Origin of the sequence: Acetobacter pasteurianus (assembly GCF_009914215.2) — a bacterium.
Taxonomy (GTDB): Bacteria; Pseudomonadota; Alphaproteobacteria; order Acetobacterales; family Acetobacteraceae; genus Acetobacter; species Acetobacter pasteurianus.
This window is the reverse complement of record NZ_CP039846.2, coordinates 678,693-691,614: the sequence shown is the minus strand read 5'-3', so window position 1 is coordinate 691,614 and position 12,922 is coordinate 678,693. Positions and strand designations below refer to the sequence as shown.

Annotated in this window: 14 protein-coding genes; 11 read left to right on the top strand and 3 right to left on the bottom strand. The window is 58.7% G+C overall.

The genetic code is table 11. From position 1 onward, the window contains the following. The first annotated feature begins 2 nt into the window (after window positions 1-2). The 7 genes from FCN51_RS16630 to pnuC all read left to right on the top strand — a co-directional run bounded on the left by FCN51_RS16630 (window position 3) and on the right by pnuC (window position 7,898). Window positions 3-1,100, top strand: coding sequence for a phage tail protein (locus FCN51_RS16630; RefSeq protein ID WP_160256384.1), 1,098 nt, complete (start codon window positions 3-5; stop codon window positions 1,098-1,100). A gap of 6 nt (window positions 1,101-1,106) precedes the next feature. Next, entirely contained in the window at window positions 1,107-1,676 is a 570-nt protein-coding gene (locus FCN51_RS16625) for a phage fiber-tail adaptor protein (RefSeq protein ID WP_160256383.1), read from the top strand. Window positions 1,677-1,798: 122 nt separating this feature from the next. Continuing rightward, window positions 1,799-2,245 carry a hypothetical protein gene (locus FCN51_RS16620; protein WP_003625399.1) on the top strand — a complete coding sequence of 149 codons (447 nt, stop codon included), beginning with the start codon at window positions 1,799-1,801 and terminating at the stop codon, window positions 2,243-2,245. A 72-nt stretch (window positions 2,246-2,317) separates the two neighbouring features. Next, window positions 2,318-3,580 (top strand): cation:proton antiporter, encoded by a 1,263-nt coding sequence (locus FCN51_RS16615; RefSeq protein ID WP_003625401.1) that lies wholly within the window; start codon window positions 2,318-2,320, stop codon window positions 3,578-3,580. Window positions 3,581-3,586: 6 nt separating this feature from the next. After that, on the top strand, window positions 3,587-6,091 hold the full coding sequence (locus FCN51_RS16610) for a TonB-dependent receptor (protein WP_201762596.1): 2,505 nt from the start codon (window positions 3,587-3,589) through the stop codon (window positions 6,089-6,091). Between the two features lie 2 nt (window positions 6,092-6,093). Further along, window positions 6,094-7,335, top strand: coding sequence for a phosphotransferase enzyme family protein (locus tag FCN51_RS16605; protein ID WP_160256382.1), 1,242 nt, complete (start codon window positions 6,094-6,096; stop codon window positions 7,333-7,335). After that, a complete protein-coding gene (gene pnuC / locus FCN51_RS16600; RefSeq protein WP_160256381.1) occupies window positions 7,335-7,898 on the top strand; it encodes a nicotinamide riboside transporter PnuC in 564 nt (187 codons plus the stop codon). The genes FCN51_RS16605 and pnuC overlap by 1 nt, the downstream gene beginning before the upstream one ends. A 125-nt stretch (window positions 7,899-8,023) precedes the next feature. Here pnuC and FCN51_RS16595 read toward each other — a convergent pair whose 3' ends face one another. Then, on the bottom strand, window positions 8,024-8,569 hold the full coding sequence (locus FCN51_RS16595) for an RcnB family protein (RefSeq protein ID WP_124295089.1): 546 nt from the start codon (window positions 8,567-8,569) through the stop codon (window positions 8,024-8,026). A 250-nt stretch (window positions 8,570-8,819) separates the two neighbouring features. Between FCN51_RS16595 and FCN51_RS16590 the strand changes: the two genes are divergently transcribed. Next, complete coding sequence (locus FCN51_RS16590) at window positions 8,820-9,125, top strand: hypothetical protein (protein WP_012812551.1); 306 nt, start codon at window positions 8,820-8,822, stop codon at window positions 9,123-9,125. Window positions 9,126-9,242: 117 nt separating this feature from the next. Here the strand turns inward: FCN51_RS16590 and purU are convergent, their stop codons facing one another. Together purU and FCN51_RS16580 are read right to left on the bottom strand one after the other, a co-directional pair. Further along, on the bottom strand, window positions 9,243-10,148 hold the full coding sequence (gene purU / locus FCN51_RS16585) for a formyltetrahydrofolate deformylase (RefSeq protein WP_003627019.1): 906 nt from the start codon (window positions 10,146-10,148) through the stop codon (window positions 9,243-9,245). Window positions 10,149-10,512: 364 nt separating this feature from the next. Next, window positions 10,513-10,887 (bottom strand): DUF488 domain-containing protein, encoded by a 375-nt coding sequence (locus tag FCN51_RS16580; protein WP_160256380.1) that lies wholly within the window; start codon window positions 10,885-10,887, stop codon window positions 10,513-10,515. 80 nt (window positions 10,888-10,967) lie between these two features. Between FCN51_RS16580 and FCN51_RS16575 the strand changes: the two genes are divergently transcribed. The 3 genes from FCN51_RS16575 (at window position 10,968) to crcB (ending at window position 12,838) form a co-directional block, all read left to right on the top strand. Then, entirely contained in the window at window positions 10,968-11,477 is a 510-nt protein-coding gene (locus FCN51_RS16575) for an RrF2 family transcriptional regulator (protein ID WP_160256379.1), read from the top strand. A gap of 139 nt (window positions 11,478-11,616) precedes the next feature. Continuing rightward, entirely contained in the window at window positions 11,617-12,393 is a 777-nt protein-coding gene (locus tag FCN51_RS16570) for an SDR family NAD(P)-dependent oxidoreductase (RefSeq protein WP_160256378.1), read from the top strand. A 10-nt stretch (window positions 12,394-12,403) separates the two neighbouring features. Continuing rightward, window positions 12,404-12,838: a fluoride efflux transporter CrcB gene (gene crcB, locus FCN51_RS16565; RefSeq protein ID WP_003627014.1), complete on the top strand. Its 435-nt coding sequence runs from the start codon at window positions 12,404-12,406 to the stop codon at window positions 12,836-12,838. Window positions 12,839-12,922 lie beyond the last annotated feature (84 nt).

Sequence of the window (12,922 nt, the reverse complement as noted above, 5' to 3'; positions counted from 1 at the left end):
TTATGAAACAAGAAGATATTTCCGGGCGGTTTACAACGCCCATTGCGGCCTCTGCCACAGCGGCCAACTGTGCGGATATTCCCGCAGCGCAAACCACGGCGGGCGATGGCTCGGCCAGCATGGCGTTGGGCTTTCCGCCCGAAACCTTTACAGAACGCGCAGCCGGTGGCGTGCCCCCGCGTGGGGCAGATATGAACGGGTTTTTAAAAACACTTTCTGCCGCCATACAGGTTTTGCAAACAGGTTATGTTGGCCCGTTTGATGCCAGCTTTGCCGCCGCCATTGGCGGCTACCCCGCCGGGGCCGTGGTGGCGGGCAGCGTTGGGGGCACGTTCTGGGTTTCCGGGCAGGATAACAACCTTTCCACCCCCGGCGCGCAGGGGGCAGCGTGGACAAACCTGTTCAACGGGTTGCTGACATCCGCCCAAGCCGCGCAAAGCTTTTTTCCGCTCACAGGCGGCAAGATTAGCAATGGCTATTACGATAGCACCGGCACATGGGGCGGCAGCGGCAGCAATGGCGCACCGCAGGCGGGTGATATTCCGTGGGGGCCGCAGTTTATTTCCCGCTTGGGGTATAGCGCCACCATGAAGGCGCTGTTCTGCCTGCGTGATGCGTTTGAGCAATACGCTTTTGCCAGCGTGCAGCTTACAGATGCCGCAGGTGGGTGGCATGAATGGCAGTTCCGTCAGGATGGTTCCATCCATATGCCAGATGGTGCGGTGGTGGCCACGCAGGGCTGGGCCAACGGCGTGTTTCAGCCTGCGGGCAGTTATGTGGGGCTGGGCACGTATCAGGCCGATTTTGCCACGCAGGATGGGCGCGTCATCAACCTGCCATACGGGCAGCGCATCCAGTCCTTTTCCGTAAGTATTCAGGATGGAGAGAGCATTACCTTTCCGCAGGCTTTTGCGGGGGTGCCTACATCCGTGCAGTTGCAGTGCACGCAGTATGAACAACGCATGACACTTGCCATGCCAGAACAGCCCCCCACCGCCACAGGCATTGGCGCTGTGGGTGTGCGCTACGTGGTGGATGACCACGATGGCGCGGTTTCCACCCCCATTACGGTGTGGGTAACAGCTATTGGTCCAAGGTAAAAAATCATGACATGTTCTTGCAATACTGCCAGCACGGCGTGCGCCCTTTTGCCAGAAGGGGCCGTGCTGGCGCCGGGGTGGCAACCCGCTAGCGCCCGCGTGCTGCCGGTTATGATAACCCCCGGCCTGTGCCTGCGTGGCCAACTGGCAGAGCAGGTGGTGCAGGCATGGCCTGCGCGCAGCAGTGCAGATGCGCTGGATTATACGCTCACCCCCGCCGCATGGCTGGAAGGCACGGGCGATACATTGGCCAGTGTTACAGCCAGCGTGCCCACCGCCACCGGGCAGGATACGGATCTGGCGGTGCTGTGGGTCACCATTATTCAAGGCATGGCCTGCGTGTTTTTGGGCAGCGGCCCGCCAGATACGGTGCAGACAGTGCAAATGGTGCTGCATACCGTGCAGGGGCGTAGTGTTACGGCAAGCGTGCAGCTTTACATCAGTGCAGAAAGTGCCGCCACGCTGCCGCCACAGGTACCCACTTTGGCCGATGGCACGCCCATACCGCCCAACGCGCTGTTGGCCCCGCAAGGGGTTATCACCACCCCCACGGGCCAGCCCTATCTGCTGGCCTGAAGCATGGGGGTGGGAGCCAGCCCTGCTGCCCGCAGGCGGACAAGCCCACAGCGCTGTGATACAGTTTTGCCCAAAGAGATGGCCTGCCAGCAAGGCGGGTATTTGAGGCAAAAGGTATAGAAATGAAACCCAAACAACAGAAACCTGCCGATTCATTGGTGAACAGATTTAACGAGAACGTGGCTGTTAAAATGACAATCATGTTCGGCAGTATCTGGTGCGTGTATGTGTTTTTCCTGTTCTCTCTGGTGCCAGCGGTTGTGCCCCAGTGGCAGAACACGCTGCTATATATCAGCAACTGTATCCAGCTTGTGGCACTGCCCGCGCTGATGGTGGGCAACGCGGTGCTCAGCCGTGGGGCAGACCGGCGCGCGGCGGAAGACCATCAGGCCCTGCTGGAAATTCTGGGCGATGTGCGTGAAGAACTGGCAGACCTGAAGGACAAGACAGCCGGTTTGGCGCGTTCTGCCAACGAAGCCTTGCAACGTCCTGAACTGACAGACGTTTCCATTTCGGATCAGACGATCGTGAATATGGATGAGGCCGGGCAGCCGCAGAATAACGCCTGATCTGGCATCCGGTTTTGCGGTTTTCTGGTTTGCATTCGTCATCAGCCTGTCTGATCAGACTGGAAACCGCTCATGCCGCCTTTTTTCAATCCGCTGGCGCTGTTTGCCATTGTGATCACACTGGCAACAGCTTTTGCCATTATCAACCACCGCTACCTGCACCTGCCCACCACCATTGGCATTACGGCACAGGCTTTGGGGGTGGCCACGATTTTGCTTTTTCTGGAGCAGGCCGTGCCCATGCCCCGCATGGATGCCGCCCGCGCGGTGCTGGATAGCATAAACCTGCCCGCCACCCTGCTGGATGGGGCTTTATCATTCCTGCTGTTTGCGGGCGCGCAATCGGTAGATCAGCGCGAGCTGTGGCAGAACCGTTTTTCCATTCTGGCACTGGCACTTTTGGGCACAATGCTGGCCGTGGCCCTGTTTGCCGCGGGTATGTGGATGGCGTTTCCGCTGGTGGGGCTTGCGGTTTCCCTGCCGTGGTGCGTGGTGCTGGGGGCTATTCTGGCCCCAACAGATCCGGTTTCTGTTGTGGGCATGTTGCGCCGTTTGGGGCTGCCGCCCAGAGTACAGGCCATTTTTGCGGGGGAAAGCCTGTTTAACGATGGCGTGGGCGTTGTGGTGTTTGCCGTGGCGGTGCAACTGGCAGAGGCTGGCACCATTGGCCCGCTGGGGGATTTGGTGTGGCAGATGGTGCAGGAGGTCGGCGGCGGCCTGCTGCTGGGCTTTTTGTGCGGGTGTTTGGCGGTATGGTGCATCCGGCTGGTAACAGATGCGCATCTTGAACTGCTTATTTCCATCTCCCTTGCCAGCGGGGTGTACAGCCTTGCCAAAATGCTGGAAGTTTCTGGCCCTGTGGCAGCCGTTACGGCGGGTTTGGCCTTGGGCATGCCCCGCGCCTTGGGGGCGCTCAGCCAGCACGGGCAGCGTGAAATCCGCAATTTCTGGATGATGGTGGATGAGGTGCTGAACGCCTGCTTGTTTGTGCTGATAGGGTTTTACGTGCTTAGCGTGCCCATACGTGTGCCGGTATTGCTGGCGGCTGTTCTGGCCATTCCGCTTTCCATTACCGTGCGGGCGTTAAGCGTGCTGCTGGCCATGCTGCCGGTGTATTTGCGGGATTCACAACGCTGGCGCGTTTTGGCCATTATGACATGGGGCGGCCTGCGTGGCGGTATTTCCATAGCCCTTGCGTTAAGCCTGGAACACGGGCCTATGCGTGATGTGCTGCTTGCAGTGTGTTATGCGGTGGTTGTGTTCACTATTTTAGTGCAGGGGTTAACAATGGAGCGCGTGGTGCGGCAGGTGCGCCTTGGTGCGGCAGAAGGATAAAGCCAGATGTCCGCCTTAATACAACGTGAGGTGTGCTGGTGTGCGGCCCCCAAAGTGCGGCGCTGTTGCTGCCGCCAACGGTGGTGGATGGCCTGTGCGCTGGCCTCTGGCACGCTGCTTTCTGGCATGGCGTGGCCGGTTGGGGCTGCGTGGGCGCAGGCTGTTTCTGCACCACCTACAGGGCAAAAAGCCGCCCAGCATACGGCAGCACCCGCAACGGCACATGCAGCACCCATAGCCCCCAAAGTGCCGGGCGCGCCGGTGCAGGCTTCTGCCCGCCCGCAGGTGGTGATTGTACGTGCCAACCCGCTGCATGCCAGTGCCGGGGGCGGGCTGATACACCCGCAATCCGAACCACAGGCCCAAAGCGTGGTGGGGCAGGAATACATCCGCCTGCAATCCCCCACCGCTACGGCGTTTGAGCTGGTGTCTCAATTACCGGGCGCGAATGTAAGTGGGTCAGACCCGTTCGGGTTTTCTCCGCAAACCAATATCAGCGTGCGCGGCATGAATGGAGATGCCATAGGCTACGTGCTGGAAGGCATGCCGCTGAACGATATTGCCTATTATACCGGTTACCCCAGCCAGTTTGCAGATAGCGAGAATTACGAAAGCATTGCCCTGCAACAGGGATCTCCCGATCTGGACAGCCCGGTGATGAACGCCGCTGGCGGGCTGATGAAGCTGCGTTTTCGCACACCGGCAGAAAAGGCGGGCGGGCAGTTCAGTGCCTCCTATGGCTCTTACGATACCAACCGCGAGTTCCTGCGGCTGGATACAGGCGAGATCGGGCACAATACCGGCCTGCGGGGCTTTGTATCGTATTCTCACGGTGCCACGGATAACTGGCGCGGTGCCGGGCGGGATGAGCGCCAGCATGTTGATTTCAAGCTGGAGAAAACATGGGGCCAAGGCAACAGCGCGGGGCTGTTAGGATCTTGGAACCAGGCGGTGGACAGCTACTACCCGCAGGTGAGCAAGGATGACTGGCGCACGTACGGCATAGGCGGCCCCAATAATCTGGACAGGCACTTCCATGCTGATGATGATTACGGTGGTTCGGACTACTGGCGGCTTTCCCGCCAGCCGGAGCGCACGCTGTATCTGGCCGCACCCTTGCAGTTTACATTGGCGGAGGGGCTAAGCCTGCATGTTACACCCTATGCACAAGGTGCGTATGGCAATGCCGCAGGCGGCACGCAGTTGCCTACATCCGGCCTGTATAACGGCACGCAGGCTGTGCCCGATGTGCTGGACCTGCCCGTAACGGCAGATGGCTACAGCACGGTGCGGGCAGATTACACACAGCGCAGCTTTCGCTCCGGCTTTACATCTGCGCTGGAATGGAAGCGCGGCGTGAATGATCTGGTGCTGGGCTACTGGTATGATTACGGTGATGACACCGAGCGCGAAACCTTTGCCGCCGTAAATGGCAGCGGCAATGCGGGCAGCATATGGGGCGGGCGGCCCATTACGCTGGCAGATGGCAACATGCTGCTGGGGGCCAGCAACCACACCATCTCGCAAACCAATGCGCTGTTTGTGGGGGATCGGGTTTCCCTTTTGCATGATCGACTGTTGCTGACAGCAGGTTTTAAGGAAGTGATGTTCTCACGCATAGGCACGAACGCCGTGCCGGGCGCGCCCTACCACGCCAACATGAACACCGCCGTGCCCCTGCCACGCTTTGGCGTGCGTTTTCAGATTACGCCGGAACATCAGGTGTTTTTCAATGCCACTACCAACTTCCGCACCCCGGCAGAACCCGCCTTGTATGATGCGTATGACCCCACATCTGGTGCGGTAACGCAAAAAGGCACATCCAGCCTGAAAAACGAATACTCCATAGCGGAGGAACTGGGCTACCGCTATGCAGGCAGCCGCGTTGTGGGCAGCCTGACGTTATTTAACTATAACTTCACAAACCGCCAGATTGCCACGTTAGCCATGATAAATGGCGCCCCGGTGGATTCTACCATTAATGCAGGCGGGCAGACATCTCGCGGGGTGGATGTGGAAATAGGTTTGCGCCCGTGGCACCACATCAGCCCATATCTTTCGGGCGAATATCTGCACGCCACCATTGATAATGACCTGTATTCGGGCGGAGACCTGCTGCCCACACGCGGCAAGCGCGCCGTACGCAGCCCCACGCTACAGGCCGCCGCGGGCCTGACATATGATGACGGGCACTTTTTTGGCGTGATGACCGTAAAATACACCGGCCACCAATATGCAACGTTCATGAATGATGAGCGCATGCCCAGCCATGTTACGGGCAATCTGGCGCTGGGGTACCGGATGAATGATGTGTCCGTGCTGCATCGGCCGGAGTTCCGCATGAACTTTATTAACATCACCAACCAGCATTACCTTTCCGGCGTGGCAGACCCCACCATGAACGCGCATGACACGCAGGGCCGCTACGGCACCACCATAGCCGGGCAGGCCCCGGACTATTACATTGGCGGCGGGTTTGCGGCATTGTTTACAGCCTCCACCGGGTTTTAGGCGTGGCAGATATTTCCCCCCAGAACACGGCTCAGTTTGGCGTAAACGGTGTGCAGGAAAAGCGGGACTGGCCCTGCCTGACGCTTGATGAAGTTTGTGCTGTGCTCGCACATTTTGCCAACATGCCGCCAGCGCGGGATGTTGTGTGGCACAGCATGCGCCCGTTTTCTGCCGCCTGCGTGGTGCAACTTGCGGGGGAGGTTTCTGCTGATGCCAACGTAGGCGGGCAGACAGTGCGGGCGACAAGCTGCGTGCTCAAACGCCATGCGCGTGCATTGCGAAGTGCGAGCATGCTGGAGCAGGAACACGCCTTTATCCGCCATCTGGCCAGCAAGGGGCTGCCCGTATGCCCCGCATTGCCCTTGCGTAACGGGCACACCGCGCTGGAACTTGGCAACTGGACGTACGAGGTTTTCCTACCCGCCAAGGGGGAAGATATCTACCGGGATGTGATGTCCTGGAAGCCCTATTTCTCCACCGCGCAGGCCCATGCGGCGGGGGCAGCGCTGGCGCAACTGCACAAGGCCGCGGCGGATTACACAGCCCCGGAACGCAGCGCATATGTAGCGGGTAAAACCGCCCCGGTGGTGCCGCTTGTTTCCAGCATGTGCGTGGTGGGGCAAGCAGATTTTACAACTGCACTGCAACAGTGGGTGGCGCGGCAGCCGGGGTTGGTGGCGGCACTGACCAACCGCCCGTGGCAGCAGGATGTGGCGCGGGATGTTCTGCCGTTTCATGACCATCTGCGCCCGTTATTGCCCAGCATAAAACCCGCTTGGGGGCATGGAGACTGGCACCCTTCCAACCTGTTCTGGCATGCAAACACACCTGTTACCGTGCTGGATTTTGGCATGGCAGACCGCACCTGCGCCGCGTTTGATGTGGCCGTGGCCATAGAGCGCGCCATGGTGGATTGGCTGGCTTTGCCAAGCTGTAGCGCAACAGCGCAGAAGGCCCCGGATTTGGTGGTGTGGGACCAGCTTGCCGCGTTTGTGGCGGGGTATCAGCACATTCGGCCTTTAAGTGCGGCGGAGCGTGCGCTGGTGGTGGCGTTTCTGCCATTGGTGCATGTGGAATTTGCGCTGTCTGAAACAGCATATTTTGGAACACTTCTGCAAGATCAAGCCTCGGCCGAGGTGGCCTATACCGAGTATCTGCTTGGCCATGCCCGGTGGTTTGCGCAGGCGCAGGAGGGGCAGGAACTTCTGGCCCGTTTGCCTGCCTTGCTGGCGGAGCAGGCGTAGTGTCCGGGCTGGAATGGCTGGCGGCCATTACCAGCGCTTTGGGCGTGTGGCTTACGGGGCGCAGAACGGTGTGGTGCTGGCCGGTTATGCTTTTGGCATCGGTGCTGTATGGCGCAGTGTTTGCGCAGGATCATTTATACGCAGATGCCGCTTTGCAGGCCGTGTTTGCAGCTTTGGCGCTGTACGGATTGTGGTGCTGGCTGCGCGGTGTGGAAGAAAGCGGGCAGGTGCGTATTGCCACCACAACGGCGCAAACCCTGTTGCGAGATACCGGCATAACAGCCGTAGTCGGTTTGGCATTGGGGCTGGCCCTGCGCGCCATAACGGATGACCCCATGCCCCTTTCCGATGCCGGGCTGAGCGCGTACAGCGTGTTGGGCCAGATATGGACAGCCAAGCGCTACCGCGCCTGCTGGGTGCTGTGGATTGTAGTGGATGTTTTGTATGCGCTGCTGTTTGTGCAACGCAGGCTGTTTGTAACCGCCGTGCTTTACGCCGCCTTTATTGGCCTTGCCGTGCAGGGCTGGCGGCAGTGGCGCGGTGTGGCGGCACGCGCCCTGTAAAAAAACACGCTAAAAAAGAAAAAAGCCGCGCCCCGGTAAACAGGGCAGCGGCCTTTTGCATGTGCAGGATATTGCCAGATTGTAAAATACGTTCTGATAATATCCTGCGTTATATACGGTAGTTTTTAGTAACCGCCGGGTGCGGCGTATCCGGGTGCTGCATAACCGGGGGCAGCGTAGCCCGGTGCTGCGTAGGTTGGTGCGGCATAGGTGGGGGTTGCGGGGGTGGCAACAGCCCCAATGGTAGCACTTACAACACCGGCAATAATGCCCGTGGTAAGGGATGTTAGCAGGAACTGGTTGCCATAGCGCATCCAGTAATAGCCAGATGGCGGGGCATACAGGCCGCGCTGGCTCTGCCAGTTGTTAATAACCCAGCGGCTGTTGCGCGGGCCATCGTAGCGGTCTCCCTTGCGCCATGTGCGGTTCATGTCAAAGTTGTCACCACCGCGTGCGGGGCCACCACGGCCGCCTCGGTTGGCGTTGTGCATGGCTGGGCCGGGGCCACCACGCTGGCCACCGTGCATGGCACCACCACCGGGGCCACCGTTGGGGCCGCCCTGTGGGCCACCACGGCCACCGGGGCCGTTAAACTGTGGTTCGGCATGAAGGGGGGCGGATGCACACATCACACCCATCATGGCAGCGGCTGCAAGATAACGGAATTTCATGTCAAACCTCTATGCTTCAATACGTCTGTTTTTCACATACGCTTGTGGCAGAATTACGTTCCTGCTTTCAAACACATATATAAAGGGGCAAGGGCAGGCGGCATGAGTGAGATGCAACGCAGGGCATAAATCAAATTAACATAATGTATGTCTGCCAGCCTTTATTTTGTCTCAATTCTTTCCTAGCTTCATTTTCGACACGCACTGCCTCAGTGCGGTGCCAACGCATTGAACGAAAGTATTGTTAACGATGAAAAAAGCTCTTTTCCTGCTTGCTGCTCTGGGTGTTGCTATGCCGGTTGCTTCTCATGCAGAAAGCCACCATCACAAGCACGAACACAAGCACAACGAAAACGGTGACAACCAGAACGGCCGTGGTGACGAAAACCGTGGTGACCGCGGCGACCGTGGCGACCGTGGCGACCGTGGCCAGCAGGGTGGTGAACGCGGTGATCGTGGCCAGCAGGGCAACTTCGGTGGCGAACATGGTGGCCCCGGTGGCGAACATGGCGGCCCGGGTGGTGAACACGGTGGCGACAACAACAGCAGCAACTAATCTTGCTGCATGTGGCCCTTACGGGCTGCATACGGAAAAAGGCGCTCCATCTGGAGCGCCTTTTTTTATGGCTGCAAAAGCCAAACCGCCCGCAATGGGGCGGCAGCCTTGGGTGTTTTAGGCAAACACCACAGTGCGGTGGCCGTTGATCATAACCCGATGCTCAACATGCATCTTCACCGCCCGCGCCAGCACTTGCGATTCCACACCTCGGCCGGTGGCAATGTAATCTTCCACCGAGAGGTTGTGCGTAACCCGCGCGGTTTCCTGCTCGATAATCGGGCCTTCATCCAGATCCGCCGTCACGTAATGGGCGGTGGCGCCAATCAGCTTCACACCACGCGCATATGCCTGATGATACGGCTTGGCCCCCTTGAAGGAGGGCAGGAAGGAATGGTGGATGTTGATGACCCGGCCACTTAATTCTGCGCTGAGCGAATCCGAAAGCACCTGCATGTAGCGGGCCAGCACCACTAAATCAGCCTTTGTTTCCTTTATAAGGGCGCGCAGCTTGTCTTCCTGCTCGGCCTTGTTCTGCTTGTTTACGGGCCAGCAGTAATAGGGAATGCCCGCCTGTTCTGCCGTGGCGGCGCTATCTGTGTGGTTGGAAACAATGGCCACAATATCCGCCTTAAGCCAGCCCACACGCACCTGATACAGCAGGTTGAGCAGCGCATGATCAAAGCGGGACACCATGATGATAATGCGCGGCAGCACGGCGGCATCATGCAGGCGCATGTTCATGCCAAAGTGTTTGGCCACGGGGGCCAGAACATCATTTATTTCTGCCAGACCACCCGGCGCGGGCGCATTAAAGGCCAGCCGCATGAACAAAGTGCCAGATTCCCGGTTGCTGAACTGGTGGGTTTCGGTTATGTCCGCACCTCGCTCTGCCAGAACGGATGTAACAGCCGCAACAATGCCGGGCTGGTCCGGGCAGGAAAAAGTAAGAATAAACTGCATGCGCTGGCGTATGCTCCTTTGTTCTTCTACTGGGCCTGTATAAAGGGCGCGGGGGCGCAATGGGCCTCATCTTGTGCCAGTGCACAGGGGGCTGCGCAATAGCTTGTGTTACCACCTGTTTATAACCGGTGGGGCGTTGGGTAAATTGTGTGGATGGCCTGTGGATGAATCGTGGCAAGCCCGACTCGTCATGTTTTTTTCAGGTCAAGCTGATTCTCCGCTTGTCATAAAACGAATCCCTAAAAATCCCAGAAAACAGCCGATTCTGAACGTTTGTTCTCCTGCTTTGTCATAAATCTTATCCACAGAAAACGGGGAGAGAATGTGGGAAAAGCCTGTGGATAGTTTTGTGGAAGGCAGCGTGCCTATAGTGTTTTCCCGCGTTTCCCGCTTTGTTCTCCAGCCTTGGGTGTGCGGGTTTTTTTTATGTGCGGTGGGGCAGATGGGCAGCCATGTAGGCGGCCAGCACCACGGCCTCGTTATGTGCCACATCGCGCGCGCCAAATAGCAGGGTGATGCGGCCTTTGCGGGCCAGATCTTTCAGTTGGTGCACGGCATGCGGGTTGGCGTTCAGCTCTGCCGTGTAGCGTTGGCAAAAGCCTTCCCACTTTGCGGGGTCATGCGCAAACCACTGGCGCAGGGCGGTGGAAGGGGCAATGTCCTTTAGCCATAGGGTGAGGGCGGCACGCTCCTTGCTGATGCCGCGTGGCCACAGCCTGTCCACCAGCACGCGGGCGCCATCATCTGGCTGGGCATCTTCATACACACGGCGGATGCGGATATCGGGCTGATGGGGCATTGGGGCCTCTGGTTGCGGTGAACAGATAGGGTTTTTGGCCGTTAGTTAAGATGTGTTTTTAAGGTATCTTAAAGAGATGAATGGGCATATCAGCCCATCATGGTGTAAAAGGCCCCATGCGTCTGACACTGCACACAGATTATGCCCTGCGCACGTTGCTTTATCTGGCCGTGCACACCAACCGCCGCGTTTCCATTAAGGAGATTGCGCGGGTGTATGGCATTTCAGAAAATCACTTGGTCAAGATCATTCATCATCTGGGCCGGGGCGGGTTTGTAGATACACTGCGCGGCCGGGGCGGTGGGCTCATGCTGGGCCGTGCGCCGCAGGATATCTGTATTGGCGATGTGGTGCGCCATACGGAAGATGATATGGCGCTGGTAAGCTGCATGTCGCCTTCCCCCGGTGTGCCGGGCAGCACGGAATGTCTGCTCTCCCGCGCGTGCCATTTGCGCGGCGCGTTGGGTGAGGCGCTGGATGCGTTTATGGCGGTGCTGGATAGCCGCACCTTGGCAGACATGCTGCACACGCCAGAGCGCCAGATCTTGCAGGATGCCCAAGCCAGGCTGAGCACGCCCACACCCCCATAAAACCACCACCCAAGATGGTGTTTTGAAACTTGCCCCGCCTTGCCCTACAGTTGCAGGCACTGCGGGAAGCATGGCGCACGCCCATTGCTGCGGCTTTCCTGCTTTGGGGCTCGCCCCGTTTCATGCACAAAAAAGGGCTATGGGTATGACACGCAAGCAACCACAAACAGTTTTGGTAACGGGTGCCACCGCCGGATTTGGGCATGCCATTGCGCTGCTTCTGGCCCAGCAGGGCTACCGCGTTATTGCCACAGGCCGCAGGCAGGAAAGGCTGGAGGAACTGGCCGCCCAAGCCAAGGGTGAGATCCTGCCGTTTAAACTGGATATGACAGACGCCCCCGCTCTTGCTGCCCTGCCGCAAAGCTTGCCCGCAGGCTGGCAGGAGGTAGACGTGCTGGTGAATAACGCCGGGCTGGCGCTGGGGCTGGAAAAAGCGTGGGAAACCAACCTGCAAGACTGGCAGCGCATGATAGCCACCAACGTAACCGGCATGGTGGAAATTACGCGCGCGCTGCTGCCCGGCATGGTGACGCGTAACTGGGGGCATGTTGTGGCCCTTGGCAGCACGGCAGGCACATATCCGTACCCCGGTTCCAACGTGTATGGGGCATCCAAGGCGTTTGTTGAGCAGTTCATGCGCAATTTGCGCAGCGATCTGCTGGGCAAGCAGGTGCGCGCCACCACCATTGCCCCCGGCCTGTGCGGCGGCAGTGAGTTCAGCCAGGTGCGGTTGGGAGATGCCACCAAGGCCGAGGATGTTTACAAAGGCACGCACCCGCTTTTGCCCGAAGATATTGCCCAGACGGTGGCATGGGTTTTAAGCCTGCCTGCACATGTAAACATCAACCATGTGGAAATGATGCCCACCTGCCAGGCCTCTGCCGGTTTGGCGGTGGATCGCACAATGGCGGAGTAAGGTTTCCTTTATGTCTTTCTATTCCTGTCTGATCGTTATGCTCGGGGGCGCGCTGGGCACACTGGCGCGCTATTTTGTTTCTGTTCTTACTGCCCCCATCAGCCGGTATATTCCGTGGGGCACCATTATTGGTGTGAACATGGTGGGCTCTTTTGTTATCGGCTTTTTTGGCACGCTTACGCTGGCATCTGGCCGGTATCCGGTATCGGAAACCACGCGGCTGTTTGTCATGCTGGGCATATGCGGCGGATACACCACGTTTTCCTCCTTCAGCCTGCAAACGCTGGACCTTATTCGCGTTGGGGGCTGGGGCCGTGCGCTGGTGAACGTGGTGCTGTCTGTTACGCTTTCTGTTGGGGCGGTGGCGGTAGGGCACATGCTGGCATCGCGCATGAACTCCCACGCCATTCTGGTGGCCCAGACCAACACGGAAGAAGAAGTGTAAGCTGGTTGCCTCCATTCGAATCAGACACAAAAAAAGCTGCGGCCCACAAAAGGGAACGCAGCTTTTTTTTATTTAAGCCCCGGC

What these genes read in the sequence shown, in the direction of transcription:
- FCN51_RS16630 (WP_160256384.1), top strand. Translation starts at nt 3, where the DNA reads ATGAAACAAGAAGATATTTCCGGGCGGTTTACAACGCCCATTGCGGCC.
- FCN51_RS16625 (WP_160256383.1), top strand. Translation starts at nt 1,107, where the DNA reads ATGACATGTTCTTGCAATACTGCCAGCACGGCGTGCGCCCTTTTGCCA.
- FCN51_RS16620 (WP_003625399.1), top strand. Translation starts at nt 1,799, where the DNA reads ATGAAACCCAAACAACAGAAACCTGCCGATTCATTGGTGAACAGATTT.
- FCN51_RS16615 (WP_003625401.1), top strand. Translation starts at nt 2,318, where the DNA reads ATGCCGCCTTTTTTCAATCCGCTGGCGCTGTTTGCCATTGTGATCACA.
- FCN51_RS16610 (WP_201762596.1), top strand. Translation starts at nt 3,587, where the DNA reads ATGTCCGCCTTAATACAACGTGAGGTGTGCTGGTGTGCGGCCCCCAAA.
- FCN51_RS16595 (WP_124295089.1), bottom strand. Translation starts at nt 8,569, where the DNA reads ATGAAATTCCGTTATCTTGCAGCCGCTGCCATGATGGGTGTGATGTGT.
- FCN51_RS16590 (WP_012812551.1), top strand. Translation starts at nt 8,820, where the DNA reads ATGAAAAAAGCTCTTTTCCTGCTTGCTGCTCTGGGTGTTGCTATGCCG.
- FCN51_RS16580 (WP_160256380.1), bottom strand. Translation starts at nt 10,887, where the DNA reads ATGCCCCATCAGCCCGATATCCGCATCCGCCGTGTGTATGAAGATGCC.
- FCN51_RS16575 (WP_160256379.1), top strand. Translation starts at nt 10,968, where the DNA reads ATGGGCATATCAGCCCATCATGGTGTAAAAGGCCCCATGCGTCTGACA.
- FCN51_RS16570 (WP_160256378.1), top strand. Translation starts at nt 11,617, where the DNA reads ATGGGTATGACACGCAAGCAACCACAAACAGTTTTGGTAACGGGTGCC.
- crcB (WP_003627014.1), top strand. Translation starts at nt 12,404, where the DNA reads ATGTCTTTCTATTCCTGTCTGATCGTTATGCTCGGGGGCGCGCTGGGC.